This is a genomic window from Micromonospora sicca (assembly GCF_003172935.1).
Classification (GTDB): Bacteria; Actinomycetota; Actinomycetes; order Mycobacteriales; family Micromonosporaceae; genus Micromonospora; species Micromonospora sicca.
The window spans coordinates 1-18,765 of the sequence record NZ_QGKS01000244.1; the positions used below are offsets into that span (position 1 = coordinate 1).

Genomic DNA, 18,765 nt, shown 5'->3' on the forward strand with positions numbered 1-18,765 from the left:
CGCCGGCAGCAGTGGACGGACAAGTCCGGTCAAAGGCACAAAAAGCCAGTCAGGCCAAGAGTCACGCCCACCGCTGCCAACTGTCAGCTCACCACTGCTGAACCGACCCCGCCATGCTCACAGTCAGGCCAGCGGGCGCTTCAGGTGGTAGCGGTGCACCTCGGTGCTGCCCTGGACGTTGTTGACGTCCTCGGCGGCGGAGACCAGCTCCCAGCCCTCCCGGCCGGCCCGGTTGAGGTGCGCGATCGCGGTGTCGCCGTACGCGGTGATGTCGGTGCGTGAGCCGTCGGGCCCGTACCAGACGAATGAGACGTGGAAATTGCGGCCCTGCCCCTGATAGCGACGGACAAGCAACGCGTACTCCCAGGCAACCATCGGTCCATTATCTACGGTGCGAAGCGGACGTCCGAGCACGGGTGGTGGTGGAACGGCGACAGCACGCGGTCAGCTTCCGGGTGCGAGCACGGCCGGCTGGTCGACGGCCAGCTCGGCCCGGGTGGGTGGATCCGCACCCCGCCGGGCACAGGTGCGGGCGGCGACATGGGCCGCCTCCGCCAGGACGGCGCCGAGCGTGTCCCGGCCGACGCCGCCGAGCGCCGGACGCCGCGGGGCGCCGAGCAGGTCCCGCTCGCTCAGCGCGGCCAGTAGCCCGGCCGTGAACGCGTCGCCCGCGCCGACGGTGTCCACCACCCGCACCGGCCGGGCCTCCACCCGTACCGTGCCGCGCCGGGTGGCCGCCCAGGCCCCGCCGTCGCCGAGGGTGACCACCACGAGCACGGCCCCCAGCTTCAGCCACGCCCGCCCCACCTCCTGGTAGCCGCGGCCCGGGTGGAGCCAGGCCAGGTCCTCCAGGCTGACCTTGACGACGTCGCTGACCGCCACCAGCTGCTCGACCCGGTGCCGGGCCGCGGTCCGGTCGCCCATCAGGTCGGGCCGGCAGTTCGGGTCGTAGCTGATCATCGTGGTCGCCCGCCGGGCCCGGACCAGCGCCAGCACGTCGCCGGCGCCCGGCTCGAGAACCGTGGCGAGCGAGCCGGTGTGCAGGCAGTCGCTCCGTGACCCGACACCGGTCAGGAATTCCGGAAAGGACCGCCAGGCGATGTCGAAGTCGTACCGGGCCTGCCCGTCCGCGCCCACCCGGGTCCGGGCCACGCTGGTGCGCGGCAGGTCCGGCACCGACGCCGGATCCAGCCGTACGCCGCTGCCGGCCAGGTGGGCGCGGAGCAGCCGCCCGTGCGCGTCGGCACCGAGCTGGGTGAGCAGGGTGGTGGGCTGACCGAGGCGGGCGAGCGCCACGGCGACGTTCGCCGGGCTGCCTCCCGGGTGGGCGACCGCCTCCCCGGACGGGTCCTCGATCAGATCCACCAGGCTCTCGCCGACAACCGTGATCACAGTCTTCCTCTCCCGGGCCTGGATCGCCCGGTCACGTCCGCGGCGGGCTTCAGCCCGCCGTCCGGCCCGGGGTCTCCTCGAGGGTGGTCGCGCCGGTCATGATGGCCACCGCCTCCGGCATGGTGTGCGACGCCGGCGTGACCACGCCCGCGCAGCGGCCCAGCCGCTGGATGTGGATACGGTCGGCGACCTCGAACACGTGCGGCATGTTGTGGCTGATGAGGATGACCGGCAGCCCCCGCGACCGGACCTCCTCGATCATCCGGAGCACCTGGTTGGACTCCTTGACGCCGAGCGCCGCAGTGGGCTCGTCGAGCACGATCACCTTGCTGCCGAAGGCGGCGGCCCGGGCCACCGACACGGCCTGACGCTGTCCGCCGGAGAGCGTCTCGACCGCCTGCGCCACGTTCTGCAGGGTGCCGATGCCCAGGTCGGCGAGGGCCTGCGCGGCCTCCCGGCGCATCCCCTTCTGGTCGAGCATCCGGAACACCGAACCGAGCACGCCGCGGCGGCGCTTCTCCCGGCCGAGGAAGAGGTTGCTCGCGATGTCCAGCGCCGGTGCCACGGCCAACGTCTGGTAGACGGTCTCGATGCCGGCGTCCCGGGCGTCCTGCGGCCGCTTGAACTGGGCCGGCTTCCCCTCCAGGAACAGTTCCCCGGCATCCGGCGCCAGCGCGCCGGTCAGGCACTTGATCAGCGTGGACTTCCCCGCGCCGTTGTCCCCGATGACGGCGAGCACCTCGCCCGGGTACAGGTCGAGGTCCACCCCGTCGAGCCCGACGACCTTGCCGAACGTCTTGACCAGGCCGCGGGCCGACAGCACCGGTGAGCGTTGCCCGCTGTCCGCCGCGCCGGAGCGGCCGGCGGGGGTGTGCGTGGTGGTGGCGGTCATGACCTCACCTTCCTGATCCACTGGTCCACGGCCACGGCGAGGATCACCAGCAGGCCGACGGCGAGTACCCGGTACTGGTCGTCGACCCCGGCGAGCGAGAGGCCACTGCGGAAGAAGCCGACGATCAGCGCGCCGAGCAGGGTGCCGAGCACCGCGCCGCGGCCACCGAAGAGGCTGGTCCCACCGATGACGACGGCGGTGATGCTCTCCAGGTTGGCGTCGGTGATCGCGTTCGGGCTGGCCGCGCCGGCCCGGCCGATCAGGATCCAGGCGGTGATGCCGTAGATGGCGCCGGCGACGACGTATACGCTCAGCAGCACCCGGTCGACCCGGATGCCGGCGAGCCGGGCGGCCTCCTTGTCGTCGCCGACCGCGTAGACGTGTCGGCCCCAGGCGGTCTTGGCCAGGGCGAAGCCCACCGCGAGGTAGAGCAGGACGACGGCGACCACGCCCACGGTGATCCGGAACCGGCCCACCGGGAAGGACTCGCCGGTCCAGCTGAGCACCGCCGGCAGGTCGGTGGCCTGGACGCTCTGGCCCTCGGAGTAGAGGAGCCCGAGGGCGGTGAAGACGCTGAGCGTGCCGAGGGTGACGATGAACGGCGGCAGCTTCAGCCGGGTCACCAGCGCGCCGTTGAGCGCGCCCGCCGCGGCGCCGACCGCGATGGCCAGCGCGATGGCGAGCGCGCCCGGTAGCCCCTGCCCCTCGGCCAGCTTGGCCGCGAGCATCATGGCCAGGATGGCGACGGCGCCGACCGACAGGTCGATGCCGGCGGTCAGGATGATCAGGGTCTGCCCCACGGCGAGCGCGCCGATGACCGCCACCTGCTGCAGGACGAGCGAGAGCGAGTTCGGCGAGGCGAAGCGCGGGTTGAGGGTGGAGAAGACGACGAACGAGATGACCAGCACGAGGAACGGGCTGATCGCGGGGTGCGCGTGCAGCAGGTGCTGGACGCGTTGCAGTGGCGAGTGCCGGCGCAGGGCGAACTGCTGCGCCGCGGTGGTCGGTGGTGTCGTGGTGGTCACGGCGGGCTCCCTGCCGAGGTCGGCGGTGGCGGACGATCTGCCCGGTCGAGGGCCGGAGCGGTGGCTGTCCCGGGCCCTCGACCGTGGCGGTGGTGGTTCAGCCCCAGCAGCGCTGGGCGCCGTCGGCGCTGGTGATGCTCTCGACCCCGGTGGCGGCCTTGTCGGTGACCAGGGAGACGCCGGTGTCGAAGAAGTCGAGGCCCTCGGAGACCTTGGGCTTCTCCCCGTCGTTCGCGATCTTCTTGATCGCCTGTACGCCCAGTTCGGCCATCTTCAGCGGGTACTGCTGCGAGGTGGCGCCGATGACGCCGTCCTTGACCTGCCGTACGCCGTCGCACCCGCCGTCGACGGAGACGACCAGGACGCCCTGGGTCTTGCCCGCCGCCTGCAGTGCCTTGTGCGCGCCGACCGCGGCCGGCTCGTTGATGGTGTAGACGACGTTGATGTCGGGGTTCTTGGTCAGGCAGTTCTCCATCGCCGTCCGGCCGCCGTCCTCGGCGCCGTTGGTCGGCTCGTTGCAGGCGATCGTGTAGCTGCCGCCGGAGTAGCTGCCGGTCTTCGCCTCGTCGCCGTTCTTCTTCTGGTCGGCGGTGTCGATGCCCATGCCGGTCAGGAACCCCTGGTCGCGGTTGTAGTCGACGGAGACGACCTTGTCGTTGAACAGGTCCAGCAGGGCGATGGTCGCCGGCTTGCCGGCGAGCTGGGTCGCCGTCCACTTGCCGATCAGCTCACCGGCCTTGAAGTTGTCGGTGGCGAAGGTGATGTCCACGGTGTTCGCCGGGTCGGGCGGGGTGTCCAGCGCGATGACGTAGAGCCCGGCGTCCCGGGCCTTCTTGATCGCGGGGTTCACGCCGGGGCCGTTCGGGGTGATCAGGATGCCCGCGTCGCCGCGGGCGATCGCGTCCTCGATGGCCTGCACCTGGCCGGCCTCGTCGCCGTCCTCCTTGCCTGCGGCGACGGTCAGCTTCACGCCCTCCGCCTCGGCGGCCTTCTTCGCGCCCTGCTGCATGGTCACGAAGAACGGGTTCGTGGAGTTCTTGGTGATCAGCGAGACGGCCACGCTCTTGTCACCGTCTCCGGAGCCGCCGCCCGAGCTGTCGCCGCACCCGCTGACGACCATGCCGGTCGCCGCTGCGGCGGCGACCAGCAGGGCCGCGCGGCGGCGGCCGATGCGCTGGATCATGTGTTCTCCCTCAAAGACTCCCCGGCCGGACCGGGACCGCACTGACAACGATGTCAGGGCAGTTTCGGGTCAGCGCCGGAGAGATGTCAATGGCTTCGCCCGTGCTTTCTCATAACCAGGACGAAACCCGTAGGCAACTCTTGACATCGATGTCAGGCACGCGCACGATTCGCCCCACGGTCGGCGCCCGGGACCCGGACCGGGCGACGAGAAGTCCCCGATGGACGGAGGATGTGGATGAGGATCCGCCGATGGCTGGCCGCCTGCGCGGCCGCGACTCTCCTGGCGCCGGCGCCGGCGCCCGGCGCGCACGCGGCGCCGAACCCAACCAGGGACGAGCCCCACCGACCACAGCTCCACTTCAGCCCCGAGCGGAACTGGATGAACGATCCGAACGGCCTGGTGTGGTACCAGGGCGAGTGGCACCTGTTCTTCCAGTACAACCCCGAGGGCGCGCAGTGGGGCAACATGTCGTGGGGACACGCGGTCAGCCGCGACCTGCTGCACTGGACCGAACTGCCGGTCGCCATCCCCTACTCGGCCGACGAGCACATCTTCTCCGGGTCCGTCGTCGTCGACGAGCGGAACACCGCCGGCTTCGGCCGCCCTGGCGCGCCGGCCATGGTCGCCGTCTACACCAGCTCATATCCGGCCACCGGCAGCCAGGCGCAGTCGCTGGCGTACAGCACCGACCGCGGGCGCACCTGGACGAAGTACGCCGGAAACCCGGTGCTGGACCTGGGCTCCCGGGAGTTCCGCGACCCGAAGGTCTTCTGGGACACCAAAGCCGGCCGGTGGACCATGGCGGTCGTGCTGGCCACCGAGCACAAGGTGAGCTTCTACGGCTCCCCCGACCTGCGGACCTGGACCCACCTGAGCGACTTCGGGCCGGCCAACGCCGTCGGCGGCGTCTGGGAGGTGCCAGACCTGTTCGAACTGCCGGTCGACGGCGATCCGCGGCACACCAGGTGGGTGCTGGTGGTCAACCTGAACCCCGGCGCGGTCGCCGGCGGATCGGGCGCGCAGTACTTCATCGGCGACTGGGACGGCACCCGCTTCACCGCCGACAACATCGTCACCGGCGACCCGGAGCCGCCCGCCGGGACGCTCTTCGCCGACTTCGAACACGACTACGCCGGCTGGACGGTGGAGAACGACCCGGCCCTGGGGCCCGGGCCCTTCGGCACCGGCCCGTACCCCGGCACCGTGCCCGGACAGCAGCAGGTCAGCGGGTTCCGGGGGCGATCCCTGGTCAACAGCTTCCTCGGCTTCGACGCACCCACGGGACGGATGGTCTCCCCCGACTTCACGGTCGGCCGGGACTACCTGAACCTGCTCGTCGGCGGGGGCGCCCATCCGCACCTGCCCGGCACGACGACCGCCTTCGTACCGGCCGACGCCGAGCCGGTGATCGACTTCGAGTTCCCCGACGGCCGGACGTACGAGCAGGCGGGGTGGACGGCGACCGGCGGGCTGCGCGACCGCGCGCCGGTGGCGGGCCCCGCCCGGTCGGAGCGCGGCCACGTCGGCGACAAGCTGCTCACCACCTTCTTCGAGGCCGACTCGACCACGGGCACCCTCACCTCGCCCGGCTTCACCATCGACCGCAACCACCTGAGCCTGCTCGTCGGCGCCGGCGGCCACCTGAACGACGGCACCGGCGACACGGCGGTCGAGCTGCTCGTGGACGGCCGGGTGGTGCGCACGGCCACCGGCAACTTCTCCGGCTTCATGAACTGGCGCAGCTGGGACGTGACCGAGTTCCGCGGTCGCACCGCCCAGCTGCGGATCGTCGACGAGAACACCGGCGGGTGGGGACACCTGCTGGTCGACCACCTCGTCGCCACCGACGAACCGGTGCTGCCCCGGTCCGTGGAGACCGCGGTCAACCTCGTCGTGGACGGCCAGGTCGTCCGGACCGCCACCGGGAAGGACAGCGAACGCCTGGACTGGGTGGGCTGGGACGTCCGCGAGTTCGCCGGCCGGCGGGCCCACCTGGAGATCAACGACTTCAACTCCGGCGGCTGGGGCCACCTCCTCGTCGACCACGTCATGTTCGCCGATCGGCCGGCGGCCAGCGAGCTGGAACGCTACGACTGGCTCGACCACGGCAAGGACTACTACGCGGCGGTCACCTACAACGACGCCCCCGGCGGACAGCGCGTCGCGATCGGCTGGATGAACAACTGGCAGTACGCCGGCAGCGTGCCGACCGCACCGTGGCGCGGCGCGATGGCCCTGCCCCGGGAGCTCGCGCTGAAGACCGTCGACGGCGCGGTGCGCCTCGTCCAGCAGCCGACCGCGCAGCTCACCGCCCTCCGCGGCGGCGGCGAGGTGTTCACCCTGCGCGACGCCACCGTACGGCCCGGAGTGCTCGATCTGCCCCCGGCGGCGGACGGCGCCGTGCTGGAGATCCGGGCGGAGTTCGAACTCCGCGACGCCGACCGCTTCGGCCTCCAGGTACGCGGCGGCGACGACGAACGGACGGTGGTCGGGTACGACGCCGGGGCGCGCCGCCTCTACGTCGACCGGACGCGCTCCGGGCAGGTGGAGGTCGGTCCGCTCTTCCCCGGCGTGCACTCCGGCCCGCTGTCCGTGGACGGCGACCGGGTGCGGATGACGGTGTACGTGGACCGCTCGTCGGTGGAGGTGTTCGGCGGGGCGGGACAGACCACCATCACCGATCAGATCTTCCCCGCGCCGACCAGCGACCGGACGCGCCTGTTCGCCGAGGGCGGCGACGTGGTGGTGCGCTCGCTCACCATCCGGCCGCTGCGGTCGGTGTGGCGATAACCTGACCGTCGATCACCATCGGTCGGGGGCCACGGCGTACGCCGTGGTCCCCGACCGCCACCGCAGCACCCCGCCCGGTAGGAGCGCCCATGCACGCTGCCGCCCCCGCTACGTCGACCGGCGCCAAGGCCCGGCCCACGCTCCGGGACGTCGCACTGCTCGCCGGCGTCAGCCCGAAGACCGTCTCCCGGGTGGTCAACGGCGAGGCGGGCGTCTCCGCCCCGAAGACCGCCGCCGTGCAGCGGGCGATCGCCCAGCTCGACTACCGGCCCAACTTCACCGCGAGCAGCCTGCGCCGGTCCAGCGGCCGCAGCGCGGCCATCGCCGCGGTCCTGGAGGACCTGGCGAACCCCTTCTCGGCCGCCCTGCACCGCGCCCTGGAGGACGCCGCGCGGGATCGGGGCGTGCTCATCTTCGCCGGCAGCGTGGACGAGAACCCGGAACGGGAACGGGACCTCATCCACGCCTTCACCATGCGGCAGGCCGACGCCCTGGTCGTCGTGCCGGCCAGCGACGACCAGAGCTACCTGGCCGGCGAGGTCAACGCCGGCACCCCGGTGGTCTTCGTCGACCGGCCGCCGGTCGGCCTGCCGGTCGACGCCGTGCTCGCCGACAACCACGACGGCGCCGCGTCGGCCGTCCACCACCTCGTCGCGCACGGCCACCGGGACATCGCCTACCTCGGCGACCTGCAGACGATCCCCACCGCTCGCCAGCGGTTCCAGGGTTTCCGGGAGGCCCTCACCGATCACGGCATCCGACCGTCCGCCGCCCCCGCCGTGCACGACCTGCACACCGAGCGGGAATCGGAGGCGGCGGTACGCCGGCTGCTGTCCGCCGGGTCCCCGCCCACCGCGCTGTTCACCTCGCAGAACCTCGTCACCATCGGGGCCATCCGGGCCCTCCAGCAGCTCGGCCGGCAGCACGAGGTGGCCCTCGTGGGCTTCGACGACTTCCCCCTCGCCGACCTGCTCCAGCCGGCCGTCACGGTGGTCGCACAGGACCCGTCCGAGATGGGCCGGGTCGCCGCGTCGCTGATCTTCCGGCGCTTGGACGGCGAGCAGTGGCGACCGCGGACGCATCTGGTGGCGACCCGGTTGATCCCCCGCGGCTCCGGCGAGATCAGGGGACCGCACCGCGGCTGATGAGCGCACCGGTCGCCCCGGCGGCGCCGAGCTCAGCCTCCGGTCGTCGTGCGCAGGTGCCGGGCGGCGGCCGGGTCGGCGCAGCCGGTCAGGGTGAGCGCGTCGCGCAGCTCGGCGGCGAGCAGCGCCAGGCCCGCCTCGGCGCCGGCCCGGCCGCCCGCCGCGAGCGCCCAGAGCATCGGGCGGCCGACCAGCACCCCGGTCGCGCCGAGCGCCAGCGCCCGCAGCACGTCCACGCCGCCCCGCACCCCGCTGTCCAGCAGCACCTCGCACCGTTGACCCACCGCGGCCACCACCTCCGGCAGCACCGTCGCGGTGGCCGGGGTGCCGTCGAGCTGCCGGCCGCCGTGGTTGGACACCACGACCGCGTCCGCCCCGGTCTCCGCGGCGCGGGCCGCGTCGCGAGGGTCGAGCACGCCCTTGACCAGCAGCGGCAGCGTGGTACGACCGCGTAGCCAGGCCAGGTCCGCCCAGCTCAACGCCGGGGCGAAGGCCGCGCCGGTGTGCACGGCGACCGCCGACACGCCGGGCGTCCCCTGGTGGGCCAGATCGTCCCGCCCGCCCGGCAGGTTCGCCGCGGTCACGTGCGGCGGCAGGGCGAAGCCGTTGCGTACGTCGCGCAGCCGCCGGCCGAGGATCGGCACGTCGACGGTGACCATCAGCGCGGCGCAGCCGGCCGCGTGCGCCCGGTCCAGCAGGTCGGCGACCATGCCCCGGTCGCGCAGCCAGTACAGCTGGAACCAGACCTCCCCACCGACCGCGCCGATCTCCTCGATCCGGGTGCTGCTCAGCGTGCTGGCCACGAAGGGCACCCCGGCCGCGCGGGCGGCGGCCGCCAGCGCCGGCTCGCCGTCCGGGTGCACCAGCCGCTGGTACGCCATCGGCGCGACCGCCACCGGCATCGCCTGTGGCCGGCCGAGCAGCGGCGCGTCGGTCCGCGGCCGGTCCACGCCGGTCAGCACCCGGGGCAGCACGGCGACCCGGTCCAGCGCAGCCCGGTTGGCGGTCAGCGTGGTCTCCGTCCCGCTGCCGCCCTCGACGAAGTCCCACACCTCCGGCGGCAGCGCGGCCCGGGCCAGCCCCGCGAAGTCGGCCAGGCTCGCCGGCAGCAGCGGCTCAGCCATCGGCGCGCCCGCCGTCCGTCGCACCGGCCGCCGGCCGACCGGGTCCAGCCCGAACCGCTGCCGCAGGAACGCGGCTGCCCCGCCGGATGACGTTCGCGGCGGGGGTGACGCTGAGCGGCACGCCCGCGCGGGCCAGCGTCCGGGAGTAGACGACCTTTGGCATCTCCCGCCAGATCCCGGCGAACTCCCGGGTGGTCGCGCTGGCGGCCGGGTCCTGGTCGGCGGTCGGCCAGAAGCCGGCCATCAGTTCGTAGGTGCGGCGGCCGTGCAGGAAGGCGCCCTTGGTCCGCAGCTCGTCGTTGACGTGCTGGTGCAGCTCTTCGTCGACCCGGTGCCAGTCGAGTTCCCGGTTCGGTCCCTCGATGAAGCCGTCGAGGGAGACGGACATCCAGACGATGATCCGGCGCATCACGATCCTTCCCTTTCGCGGGCAGACCGTCAGTCTGCCAAGGTCCAGGGGTGAACGGGGACCAGGTGACCGCACTGCTGGACGAGTTCGCCGCCGACGGGCTGCGGGCCTGGGTGGCCGGCGGCTGGGCGGTGGACGCGGTGGTGGGCCGGCAGACCCGGCCGCACGCCGACCTCGACCTGGCGATCGACGCGAGCCAGCAGGCGGAGTTGCTCGCGCTGCTCGACCGGCTGGGCTTCGTGACCACGGTGGACTGGCTGCCGGTCCGCGCCGAGCTGACCGCGCCGGACGGCCGCAAGGTCGACATCCACCCGGTGGCGTTCCGCCCGGACGGCAGCGGAGTGCAGTCCGGACTGGACGGCGCGACGTTCGCGTACGCCGCGGACGGCTTCGCCGAGGGCGTCATCGACGGCCGCCCGGTGCCCTGCCTGTCGGTGGGCCAGCAGCTCCGCTTCCGGGAGGGCTACCCGCCGCGGGAGGTCGACCGCCACGACATCAACCTGCTGCGCGGGCTCTGACCAATTGCCGGCCGCACCGTGGTGTCGGTGGGCGGGGGTACGGTCGGGCCATGGCGACCTGGGACGACGTACGACGGATCGCGCTCGCCCTGCCGGAGACCACCGAGCGCGGCTCTCACGACGACCTGCCCGCGTGGCGGGTCCGCGACAAGCTCTTCGTCTGGGAACGGCCGCTGCGCCGCGGTGACCTGGCGGCGCTGGGCGACGCCGCGCCGGATGGGCCGATCCTCGGCGCCCGGGTGCCCGACGAGGGCGCCAAGGAGGCGCTTCTCGCCGACGATCCCGAGGTCTACTTCACCACGCCGCACTTCGACGGGTACCCGGCGGTGCTGGTCCGGCTCGACCGGATCGGTGTCGAGGAGCTGACCGAGCTGGTCACCGAGGCGTGGCTGGCGCGCGCCCCGAAGCGGCTCGCCGGCCAGTTCAGGACGACGACCGGCTGAGATTTCCCCCGCCGCCCAGGTCCGATGGGATCCGTCCGGCTGCCCTAGCATCTGCCCATGCGGGTGGCACACGAGCGGGTGGACGCGATCGTCTTCGACATGGACGGCACACTGATCGAATCTCACGCGGTGGTGCCCGCGGCCTACCGCGCCGCCATCATGGACGCCGGCGGACCGCTGCTCTCCGACGCCGAGATCATCGCCGGGTACCCGCTCGGGCCACCGGCCGCGCTGCTGACGCACCTGCTGGAACGGCCGGCCACCGACCGGGACCTCGCCCGCTACCACGCCCACCTGATCGCCCTCGCCACGCAGGTCACCGTCTATCCCGGGGTGGCCGACCTGCTTGCCGGCGTCGCCGGACGGGGGGCGGTCGGTCTCTTCACCGGCGCCAGCCACCAGGCGGCCGAGATCCTGCTCGACCGGGTCGGTCTGCTCGGGCATTTCCAGGTCGTCGTCGGCGGGGACGAGGTCGCGCGACCCAAACCCGAGCCCGACGGCGTCGAGCTGGCCTGCCGGCTGCTCGGCGTCCATCCCTCCCGAACCGCGTACGTCGGTGACTCGCCGCTCGACCTTCGGGCGGCGCGCCGCAGCGGCGCGCTGGCGGTGGCCGCCGGCTGGGGCCATCAGTACGAGCCGGGTGAGCCGGCGGACCGTACCGCCGGCAATCCTCGTGATCTGCTGGCGCTGCTCGGCTGAGCACAGGTCACGGCCCGGGCGGGAGCACCGCCTGCACCGCCTGCTCCGGGGTGTGGACGGGGCGCGGCCCGGGCACCGGCTCGCCGGTGGGACCGAGGACCCGCCAGCCGCCGAGAAGCACCACCGGGACGGTGCCCCGCCACATCGCCAGGGCCACCTCGCTGAGGGTCCCCCAGGAGCCGCCGACGGCGATCACCGCGTCCGCGCTCCACACCAGGATCGCGTTGCGCGCCTGCCCCATGTTCGTCACCACGGACGCGGACACGTCGGCCGGACCGGGGTCGGCGCCGTCGTCGGGGCGTACGCCGATGACGAGGCCGTTGCGGGAGCGGGCGCCGGCGGCGGCCGCCGCCATCACCCCACCGCCTCCTCCGCAGAGGAGGATGACATCCCGCTCGGCCAGCAGCTCCCCCACCCGTCGCGCGTGCGTCAACTCCGTCTCCGTCGCCTCCGCCGGCCCGCACACCGCCACCTGGAATCTCACCGCCCCACCTCCGCCATCGAGGCTATCGAGACGTACGCGGGCCGGCCGGCGGGTCCGGTCGACCCGGACGCGGAGTTCACCGTGGGCCCGGACGAGACGGCCGACGTGCTGGTTGCGTCCTATCTGGACGTCGGTGCCGAGGCGCGGGCGATGGTGGGCTGCCGGGAGCCTGGACGACGTGGTCCGGACGAGCTGGGGCGCGCCGGTGAACCTGCGTTCGATCCCGGTCCACAGCGGCCCGGTCAGCTCCCCTGGCCCGTCGGCGGTGGCGGCGCGGCGCCGCGGAGCACCAGCGCGCTGTTGAAACCGTCGAATCCGCGCGCGCCGACCAGCGCGATGCGGCTGCGCGGCCGGCGGGGCGCCCGCAGGAAGTTCAGCTCGCAGCCCTCCGCGGGCTGCTCGGGACCGGCGGAGGCGGGCAGCAGGTCGTGCCGGAAGGCGAGCAGCGCGGTCGCCGCGTCCAGGGCCGACCCGCCCTGGTGAGCCCGGCCGGTCAGCGGCTTCTGGGTGGTCACCGCTGGGGTCCGGTCACCGAACACCGCGCGCAGCGCGGCCGCCTCGGCCCGGTCGTGCGCGGGCACGCCGAGCGCGTCCGGCCAGACCACGTCCACGTCGTGCGGCCGGACGCCGGCCCGGTCCAGGGCCAGCCGCAGCGCCCGCGCGTAGTGGGTCGGGTCGGGGCCGGCGTCCGGGTCGGTGGGGGCGGCGTCGTGGGTGGCCGCCCAGCCGGTCACCTCGCCGTAGATCCGGGCGCCCCGGGCCAGCGCGTGCCCCAGCTCCTCCACCACGAAGACCGCGCCGCCCTCGGCGGGGACGTACCCGGCGGCCGCGACGTCGAACGGCCGGTACGCCCGCTCCGGGTCGGCCACGTCGCTGAGCAGGCCGGAGCGGAGCTGGCAGGCCAACGCGTACGGGCTCAGCGGGCACTCGGTCGCCCCGGCGATCACCACCGGGGTGCCCCGACGGACGGTCCGGACGGCGTGCGCGAGGCTGTCCAGCCCGCCGGCGGACTCGGCGACCAGCACCCCGCACGGCCCCTTGAACTGGTGGTGGATGGAGAGCTGCCCGACGCTGGCCGCGTAGAACCAGGCGATCGACTGGTACGCCCCCACCGTCCGGGTCGGACCGCCCCAGAGCCGTTGCAGCTCCCGCTGCCCGAACAGGTTCCCCCCCGACGAGCTGGCCAGGGTGACCGCCCACCCGTACGGGTCGGGGGCCCGCTCGGGCAGCCCGGCGTCGTCCAGCGCCAGGCGGGTGGCGGCGAACCCGAGGTGCGTCCACCGGTCGGTCTGCACCCGCTGCCGGCCGTCGGCGAAGCCGGTGGGGTCGAAGTCCGGCACCTCCCCGGCGACCCGGGTGGGATAGCGGGCCGGGTCGAACAGGCTGATCGGCCCGGTGCGCCGGGTGCCGGCGAGCACCGTCGACCAGTGCGCGTCGGCGCCGACACCGCTGGGCGCCACCACCCCGATCCCGGTCACCACCGCCCGCGCTGTCATGCCGTTGCCGCCAGCCGCCGGAAGACCATCGCGGACTGGAAGCCGCCGAAGCCGCTGCCCACCGACAGCGCCACGTCCACCGGCAGCTCGCGGGCCTCGTTGGGCACGTAGTCCAGGTCGCACTCCGGGTCCCGGGTGGTCCAGTTCGCCGTCGGCGGCACCACGCCGTACTCGATGGCGAGGGCGCAGGCGGCCATCTCGATCGAGCCGATGGCGCCGAGCGAGTGCCCCACCATCGACTTGATCGAGCTGATCGGCACCCGGTACGCGGCCGGGCCGAGCGCCCGCTTGAACGCCGCCGTCTCGTGCCGGTCGTTCTGCCGGGTGCCGGAGCCGTGCGCGCTGATGTACGACACGTCGCCCGGGGCGAGCCGGGCCTGCCGCAGCGAGTCGCCGATGGCGAGGGCCATCTCCACCCCGTCGGGACGCAGCCCGGTCATGTGGAAGCCGTTGCTGCGGCTGGCGTAGCCGGCCACCTCGCAGTAGACGTGCGCGCCCCGGCGGCGGGCGTGCCCGGCCTCCTCCAGCACCAGCACCGCGGCGCCCTCGGCCAGGACGAAGCCGTGCCGGTCGGCGTCGAACGGCCGGGAGGCGTGCTCCGGGTCGTCGTTGTCCGGGCTGGTCGCCCCGATGGCGTCGAACGAGGCGACGGTGACCGGCGAGATGGGCGAGTCGGCCGCCCCGGCGAGCACCACGTCGGCCTCGCCGTCGGCGATGAGCTGGTGGGCGTACCCGATCGCGTCGATGCCGGAGGTGCAGCCGGTGGAGACCACCTGGGCCGGGCCGTGCAGGCCGTGCCGGCAGGCCACGTCGGCGGCCAGGCTGCTCGGGACCAGCGCCTGGTAGAGGTACGGCCCGCCGAGGGTGTGGTCGACCAGCCAGTCCCGGCCGCTGTCGCTGACCCGGACGTACTCCTTCTCCAGCGCCATGGTCCCGCCGACGGCGGTGCCGAGCACCACCCCGGCGCGCTCCCGCTCGGCGTCGGTGAGGGTCAGGCCGCTGTCGGCGAGCGCCTCCGCCGAGCAGGCCAGGGCGAACTGCACGTACCGGTCGGCGCGCTGCCGCTCGGCGAGGGTGATCCCGGCGGCATCGGGGTCGAAGTCGCACTCGGCGGCGATCCGGGAGCGGAACGGCGCCGGGTCGAAGAAGGTGATCCGCCGGGTGGCCGTGCGCCCCTCGGTGATGGTCTTCCAGAACCGGTCCCGGGTGGCGCCGCCCGGGGCGACCACCCCGATGCCGGTGACGACGGTGCGCCGGCCGGTCACGACGGGCCCCGCTGCTGGGCGACCTCGGTGTCGACGTGGCCGAGCTCCGGCCGGGGCGCGAGGGGGCCGAGGTGGAAGACCACCTCGGCGGGCTCGTCGCCCGTGTTGCGCAGCCGGTGCCGCACGAGTCGCGGCACGAACAGCGCCTCCCCGGCCGCCAGCGGCACCGGTTCGTCGTCGAGGTCCACGGTGATGGCGCCGCGTGCCACGTAGAGGAACTCCTCGCTGTAGGGGTGGTAGTGCTCGGCGATCCGCTCCCCCGGCGCGAGCGCGGCCACCCCCATGAAGCCGGAGGTGCTGCCGACGGTCTTCGGCCCGAGCAGCACCCGCAGTTCCCCGCCGCGCCGCCGGTCGGCGGCGACGTCGCGGGCGGCGATGACGCCGGTGACCATCTCACTCATCGTCGCCTCCGGCGTGCAGCCGCTCGATCCGCTCCTTGATGACCGCCAGCTGAACCTTGCTGTTGGCGTTGATCCGGTCGGTCATGCCCGCGTTGTCCACCGGCGCGGTGGGTTTCATCGCGAAGTCCTGCACCCAGGTCATCCGGGTGCCGTCGGGCACCTCGTCGTAGCGCCAGTGGATCCGCATGTACTCGAACGGGCCGGTCTCCACCCGGTGCGCCCGCACCTGCCGGGTCGCCGGGTCCGCGGTGCGTTCGCTGACCCAGCTCCAGGAGACCCCGTTCTCGTCGGGGTGCATGGTGAGCCGGAACCGGACGGTGTCGCCGGTCTGGTCCAGGATCTCCACCACGGCGTACTCGGTGAACAGAGCGGTCCACCGGGCGACGTCGTTGGTGACCCGCCAGACCAGCGGCAGCGGCGCGTCGATGACCACGCTGTTCTCGGTGTGCCCGGGCGGCGGGTCGGCCCGGCGGGCCACCAGGTCGGCGACGCCCGCGATGCTGAGCCGGCCGGCCTGTTCCGGGATGCGTACCTGCCACCGGTCGGCGACGACGGCGGAGAGTTCGAGCAGGGCCAGCGAGTCCATGCCCAGCTCCTCCAGGCTGGCGGCGGGGCTCCGGGCGGCGGTGTCGGCGTCCAGGCCGCAGTGCGTGACCAGGATGTCGGTTATCTCCGTGGTGAGCGGTCGATCGGAAGCGACGGTCATCGGGTCCTCCTGACGGATGTGCCGGGCTGGTTGGCGGCCGCGGCGGGGGCGGCGGGCGCCGGTACGGGCGCGCCGGTCGGGGCGCGGTCGGCGAGCAGCCGGTCGACCAGGCCGGTGGTGTGGCGGGCCTTGCGGAAGGCGGCGTCGTCGAGCACCCGCCGGACGAAGGGAATGGTGGTCCGCACGCCGGGGCCGGCGATGTCGAACTCGCCGAGCGCGCGTTCCAGCCGGTCCAGGGCGGACGCCCGGTCCGGCGCCCAGACCGCCACCTTGGCCAGCAGCGAGTCGTAGTGCGGGCTGACCAGGTAACCGGGGTGGCCGTGGGTGTCGACCCGGGTGAACGGCCCGCCCGGCGGCCGGAACCGCTCCAGCCGCCCCGGGGCCGGGGCGAAGTCGCGGTCCGGGTCCTCCACGTTGACCCGGCACTCCACCGACACCCCGTGCAGCCGGATCTCCTCCTGCCGCAACCGCAGCGGCACCCCGGCCGCGATGTGCAACTGCTCGTGGACCAGGTCGACGCCGGTGACCATCTCGGTGACCGGGTGCTCCACCTGGATCCGGCAGTTGATCTCCAGGAAGTGGCACCGTTCCGCCTCGTCGACGAGGAACTCCACGGTCCCCGCCCCGGTGAAGCCGACCGACAGGGCGCCACGCAGCGCGTTCTCCGCCAGGGTGTCCAGGGTGGCCACGGAGAGCCCCGGGGCCGGCGCCTCCTCGACCAGCTTCTGGTGCCGGCGCTGCACCGAGCAGTCCCGGGTGCCCAGGTGCACCCCGTTGCCGTGGCCGTCGCAGAGCACCTGCACCTCGACGTGCCGGGCGTCGGTCAGGTACCGCTCGACGTACACCCGGTCGTCGCCGAACGCGACCTGGGCGGCGGCGCGGGTGCGGGCGTACGCCCGGGGCAGCGCGCCGGCGGAGCGGACCACGGTCATCCCGCGCCCGCCGCCGCCCGCGGCGGCCTTCACGATCACCGGGTACCCCACCTCGGCGGCCACCTCGAGAGCCTCGGCGACGGTCGGCAGGGTCCGTACGCTGCCCGGCGGCAGCGGCAGCCCGGCCCGGCTCATCAGCGCCCGGGCGGTGGACTTGTCGGCCAGGGCGGACATCACCTGCGGCGGCGGCCCGATGAACACGAGGCCGTTCTCGGCGCAGATCTCGGCGAAGTCGGCGTCCTCGGACAGGAAGCCGTAACCGGGGTGCACGGCCTGGGCGCCGGTCTGCCGGGCCGCCTCGACGATCGCGGCCGCGTTGAGGTAGCTCTGCCGGCTCGGCGCCGGTCCGATCCGGACGGTCTCGTCGGCCATCCGCACCGGCAGCGAGTCGGCGTCGGCACTGGAGTGCACCACCACCGTGCGCACGCCCAGTTCCCGGCAGGCCCGCAGCACCCGCAGCGCGATCTCGCCCCGGTTGGCGATCAGCACCTTCTCGAACATCATCCACCCCACTGCCCGGCCGGCTCCAGGGCGAGCAGCGGCTGGTCGTACTCGACCGGCTGGCCGTCGTCCACGAGCACCTCGACCACCCGTCCGGCCTGGTCGGCGGTCACCTCGTTCATCAGCTTCATCGCCTCGACGATGCCGACCACCTGACCGGGCCGGATCAGGTCGCCGACGGAGACGAACGGCGCCGCGCCGGGTTCCGGGGCCCGGTAGAAGGTGCCGACCACGGGCGCCCGCACGGTGAGCCGGCCGGGCTCGGGCGGCGGGCCGGCGGCCGGCTCCGGTTCGGGTACGGCTGCGGGTGCGGGCTCGGTCCCGGGCGCGGCCTGGGCGGGCACGTGCCACTCCACCTCGAGCACGGTCTCGCCGCTGCGCAGCCGGACCCGCCGCACCGGGCCGGCCAGCTCGGCGACGAGCCGATGGGCGTGCCGCCGCAGCCCGTCGAGCACGGCGTCCGGGCCCTGGCCGGCGCTCATCGCCGCACCGCCGGGACGCCGGCGCGGGCGGCGCCGTACCGACGGAAGCGTTGCCGCCGGCGGCGGACCAGGGTGGCCGGCGGCACGTCGAGCAGCGGGGCGAGGTTCGCCGCCACCGCCCGGGCCAGCAGTTCGGCGGCGGTGGCCGGGTCCTGGTGGGCGGCCGGCGCCGGTTCGGGCACCACCTCGTCGACCACGCCGAGCCGGCACAGGTCCGGCGCGGTGAGCCGGAGCGCGCGGGCGGCCTGCGGGGCGGCGGAGCTGTCCGGCCAGAGGATGGCGGCACAGCCCTCCGGGCTGATCACGGAGTAGACGGCGTGTTCGAGCATCAGCACCCGGTCGGCGACGGCCAGCGCCAGCGCGCCGCCGCTGCCGCCCTCGCCGGTGACCACCGCGACGACCGGGGTGGGCAGCACGCTCAGCGCCAGGATGTTCTCGGCGATCGCCGCCGCCTGGCCCTGCTCCTCCGCGCCCACCCCCGGGTCCGCCCCGGGGGTGTCCACCAGGGTCACCACCGGCAGGCCGAGCCGGGCGGCCAGCCGCATCAGCCGCAGCGCCTTGCGGTGCCCGGCCGGGCTGGCCATGCCGAAGTTGCGGGCCACCAGCTCCGCGGTGGTGTGTCCCTTCTGGTGGCCGATCACCATCGCCGGCCGGCCGCCGATCCGGGCCAGCCCGCCGACGATCGCCGGGCAGTCCGCGCCGAGCCGGTCGCCGTGCAGCTCCACGAAGCCGTCGAAGGCGCTCTCCAGGTAGTCCAGCGTGGTGGGCCGGCCCGGGTTGCGGGCGGTGCGCACCGTGTCCCAGGCGTCTCGCCCGGAGCCGTCCACCGCCGGGGCCGGCCCACCACGCTGGACTACCTGGAGAGCGCCTTCGAC

The 18,765-nt window shown here is 74.0% G+C and carries 20 protein-coding genes; 5 read left to right on the top strand and 15 right to left on the bottom strand.

From position 1 onward, the window contains the following. Positions 1–123: 123 nt before the first annotated feature. From DKT69_RS17700 to DKT69_RS17720, 5 genes are all read right to left on the bottom strand, one after another. Positions 124–375 carry a hypothetical protein gene (locus tag DKT69_RS17700; RefSeq protein WP_109802644.1) on the bottom strand — a complete coding sequence of 84 codons (252 nt, stop codon included), beginning with the start codon at positions 373–375 and terminating at the stop codon, positions 124–126. 69 nt (positions 376–444) lie between these two features. Further along, entirely contained in the window at positions 445–1,392 is a 948-nt protein-coding gene (locus tag DKT69_RS17705; RefSeq protein ID WP_109802645.1) for a carbohydrate kinase family protein, read from the bottom strand. 49 nt (positions 1,393–1,441) lie between these two features. Beyond that, a complete protein-coding gene (locus DKT69_RS17710) occupies positions 1,442–2,284 on the bottom strand; it encodes an ATP-binding cassette domain-containing protein (RefSeq protein ID WP_201749716.1) in 843 nt (280 codons plus the stop codon). Then, the gene (locus DKT69_RS17715; RefSeq protein WP_109802646.1) at positions 2,281–3,309 is read right to left on the bottom strand and encodes an ABC transporter permease; all 1,029 of its coding nucleotides are present in this window, start codon (positions 3,307–3,309) and stop codon (positions 2,281–2,283) included. The genes DKT69_RS17710 and DKT69_RS17715 overlap by 4 nt, the downstream gene beginning before the upstream one ends. 97 nt (positions 3,310–3,406) lie before the next feature. Next, complete coding sequence (locus DKT69_RS17720) at positions 3,407–4,492, bottom strand: substrate-binding domain-containing protein (RefSeq protein ID WP_109802647.1); 1,086 nt, start codon at positions 4,490–4,492, stop codon at positions 3,407–3,409. Between the two features lie 237 nt (positions 4,493–4,729). Here DKT69_RS17720 and DKT69_RS17725 point away from each other — a divergent pair, with 237 nt between their 5' ends. Both DKT69_RS17725 and DKT69_RS17730 read left to right on the top strand, forming a co-directional pair. After that, positions 4,730–7,285: a GH32 C-terminal domain-containing protein gene (locus DKT69_RS17725; RefSeq protein WP_109802648.1), complete on the top strand. Its 2,556-nt coding sequence runs from the start codon at positions 4,730–4,732 to the stop codon at positions 7,283–7,285. Positions 7,286–7,374: 89 nt separating this feature from the next. Further along, entirely contained in the window at positions 7,375–8,430 is a 1,056-nt protein-coding gene (locus DKT69_RS17730) for a LacI family DNA-binding transcriptional regulator (RefSeq protein ID WP_109802649.1), read from the top strand. A gap of 32 nt (positions 8,431–8,462) precedes the next feature. On the opposite strand, the gene DKT69_RS17735 is transcribed toward DKT69_RS17730, so the two are convergent. After that, on the bottom strand, positions 8,463–9,554 hold the full coding sequence (locus DKT69_RS17735; protein ID WP_109802660.1) for an alpha-hydroxy acid oxidase: 1,092 nt from the start codon (positions 9,552–9,554) through the stop codon (positions 8,463–8,465). Then, the gene (locus DKT69_RS17740) at positions 9,547–9,963 is read right to left on the bottom strand and encodes a dihydrofolate reductase family protein (protein ID WP_109802650.1); all 417 of its coding nucleotides are present in this window, start codon (positions 9,961–9,963) and stop codon (positions 9,547–9,549) included. Before DKT69_RS17740 ends, DKT69_RS17735 begins: the two co-directional genes overlap by 8 nt. Positions 9,964–10,013: 50 nt before the next feature. Here DKT69_RS17740 and DKT69_RS17745 point away from each other — a divergent pair, with 50 nt between their 5' ends. The 3 genes from DKT69_RS17745 to DKT69_RS17755 are packed head-to-tail and all read left to right on the top strand — an operon-like array spanning position 10,014 to position 11,623. Further along, positions 10,014–10,481: a nucleotidyltransferase domain-containing protein gene (locus DKT69_RS17745; protein WP_109802651.1), complete on the top strand. Its 468-nt coding sequence runs from the start codon at positions 10,014–10,016 to the stop codon at positions 10,479–10,481. Positions 10,482–10,531: 50 nt separating this feature from the next. Then, complete coding sequence (locus DKT69_RS17750; protein WP_109802652.1) at positions 10,532–10,924, top strand: MmcQ/YjbR family DNA-binding protein; 393 nt, start codon at positions 10,532–10,534, stop codon at positions 10,922–10,924. 57 nt (positions 10,925–10,981) lie between these two features. After that, entirely contained in the window at positions 10,982–11,623 is a 642-nt protein-coding gene (locus tag DKT69_RS17755; protein ID WP_109802653.1) for an HAD family hydrolase, read from the top strand. A gap of 7 nt (positions 11,624–11,630) precedes the next feature. Here the strand turns inward: DKT69_RS17755 and DKT69_RS17760 are convergent, their stop codons facing one another. The 8 genes from DKT69_RS17760 to DKT69_RS17795 form a co-directional block, all read right to left on the bottom strand. Beyond that, complete coding sequence (locus DKT69_RS17760) at positions 11,631–12,107, bottom strand: TIGR00725 family protein (protein WP_161557870.1); 477 nt, start codon at positions 12,105–12,107, stop codon at positions 11,631–11,633. A gap of 242 nt (positions 12,108–12,349) precedes the next feature. Continuing rightward, positions 12,350–13,603 (bottom strand): beta-ketoacyl synthase N-terminal-like domain-containing protein, encoded by a 1,254-nt coding sequence (locus tag DKT69_RS17765; protein WP_109802654.1) that lies wholly within the window; start codon positions 13,601–13,603, stop codon positions 12,350–12,352. Then, positions 13,600–14,868, bottom strand: coding sequence for a beta-ketoacyl-[acyl-carrier-protein] synthase family protein (locus DKT69_RS17770; RefSeq protein ID WP_109802655.1), 1,269 nt, complete (start codon positions 14,866–14,868; stop codon positions 13,600–13,602). The genes DKT69_RS17765 and DKT69_RS17770 overlap by 4 nt, the downstream gene beginning before the upstream one ends. Next, positions 14,865–15,269 carry a cupin domain-containing protein gene (locus tag DKT69_RS17775; protein ID WP_109802656.1) on the bottom strand — a complete coding sequence of 135 codons (405 nt, stop codon included), beginning with the start codon at positions 15,267–15,269 and terminating at the stop codon, positions 14,865–14,867. Before DKT69_RS17775 ends, DKT69_RS17770 begins: the two co-directional genes overlap by 4 nt. Further along, positions 15,262–15,975: an SRPBCC family protein gene (locus tag DKT69_RS17780; RefSeq protein WP_109802657.1), complete on the bottom strand. Its 714-nt coding sequence runs from the start codon at positions 15,973–15,975 to the stop codon at positions 15,262–15,264. The genes DKT69_RS17775 and DKT69_RS17780 overlap by 8 nt, the downstream gene beginning before the upstream one ends. Next, positions 15,972–17,408, bottom strand: a complete 1,437-nt coding sequence (locus DKT69_RS17785; RefSeq protein ID WP_236647986.1) for an acetyl-CoA carboxylase biotin carboxylase subunit — start codon at positions 17,406–17,408, stop codon at positions 15,972–15,974. The genes DKT69_RS17780 and DKT69_RS17785 overlap by 4 nt, the downstream gene beginning before the upstream one ends. Then, positions 17,408–17,890, bottom strand: coding sequence for an acetyl-CoA carboxylase biotin carboxyl carrier protein (accB, locus tag DKT69_RS17790; protein ID WP_109802658.1), 483 nt, complete (start codon positions 17,888–17,890; stop codon positions 17,408–17,410). Before accB ends, DKT69_RS17785 begins: the two co-directional genes overlap by 1 nt. Beyond that, positions 17,887–18,765, bottom strand: an 879-nt coding sequence (locus DKT69_RS17795) for an acetyl-CoA carboxylase carboxyltransferase subunit alpha (RefSeq protein ID WP_236647985.1), incomplete at its 5' end; no start/stop codon positions are given. The genes accB and DKT69_RS17795, both read right to left, overlap by 4 nt.

Coding starts and splice junctions, on each gene's coding strand:
- DKT69_RS17700 (WP_109802644.1), bottom strand. CDS start 375: ATGGTTGCCTGGGAGTACGCGTTGCTTGTCCGTCGCTATCAGGGGCAG.
- DKT69_RS17710 (WP_201749716.1), bottom strand. CDS start 2,284: ATGACCGCCACCACCACGCACACCCCCGCCGGCCGCTCCGGCGCGGCG.
- DKT69_RS17720 (WP_109802647.1), bottom strand. CDS start 4,492: ATGATCCAGCGCATCGGCCGCCGCCGCGCGGCCCTGCTGGTCGCCGCC.
- DKT69_RS17725 (WP_109802648.1), top strand. CDS start 4,730: ATGAGGATCCGCCGATGGCTGGCCGCCTGCGCGGCCGCGACTCTCCTG.
- DKT69_RS17730 (WP_109802649.1), top strand. CDS start 7,375: ATGCACGCTGCCGCCCCCGCTACGTCGACCGGCGCCAAGGCCCGGCCC.
- DKT69_RS17735 (WP_109802660.1), bottom strand. CDS start 9,554: ATGGCTGAGCCGCTGCTGCCGGCGAGCCTGGCCGACTTCGCGGGGCTG.
- DKT69_RS17740 (WP_109802650.1), bottom strand. CDS start 9,963: ATGCGCCGGATCATCGTCTGGATGTCCGTCTCCCTCGACGGCTTCATC.
- DKT69_RS17750 (WP_109802652.1), top strand. CDS start 10,532: ATGGCGACCTGGGACGACGTACGACGGATCGCGCTCGCCCTGCCGGAG.
- DKT69_RS17755 (WP_109802653.1), top strand. CDS start 10,982: ATGCGGGTGGCACACGAGCGGGTGGACGCGATCGTCTTCGACATGGAC.
- DKT69_RS17765 (WP_109802654.1), bottom strand. CDS start 13,603: ATGACAGCGCGGGCGGTGGTGACCGGGATCGGGGTGGTGGCGCCCAGC.
- DKT69_RS17775 (WP_109802656.1), bottom strand. CDS start 15,269: ATGAGTGAGATGGTCACCGGCGTCATCGCCGCCCGCGACGTCGCCGCC.
- DKT69_RS17780 (WP_109802657.1), bottom strand. CDS start 15,975: ATGACCGTCGCTTCCGATCGACCGCTCACCACGGAGATAACCGACATC.
- DKT69_RS17785 (WP_236647986.1), bottom strand. CDS start 17,408: ATGTTCGAGAAGGTGCTGATCGCCAACCGGGGCGAGATCGCGCTGCGG.
- accB (WP_109802658.1), bottom strand. CDS start 17,890: ATGAGCGCCGGCCAGGGCCCGGACGCCGTGCTCGACGGGCTGCGGCGG.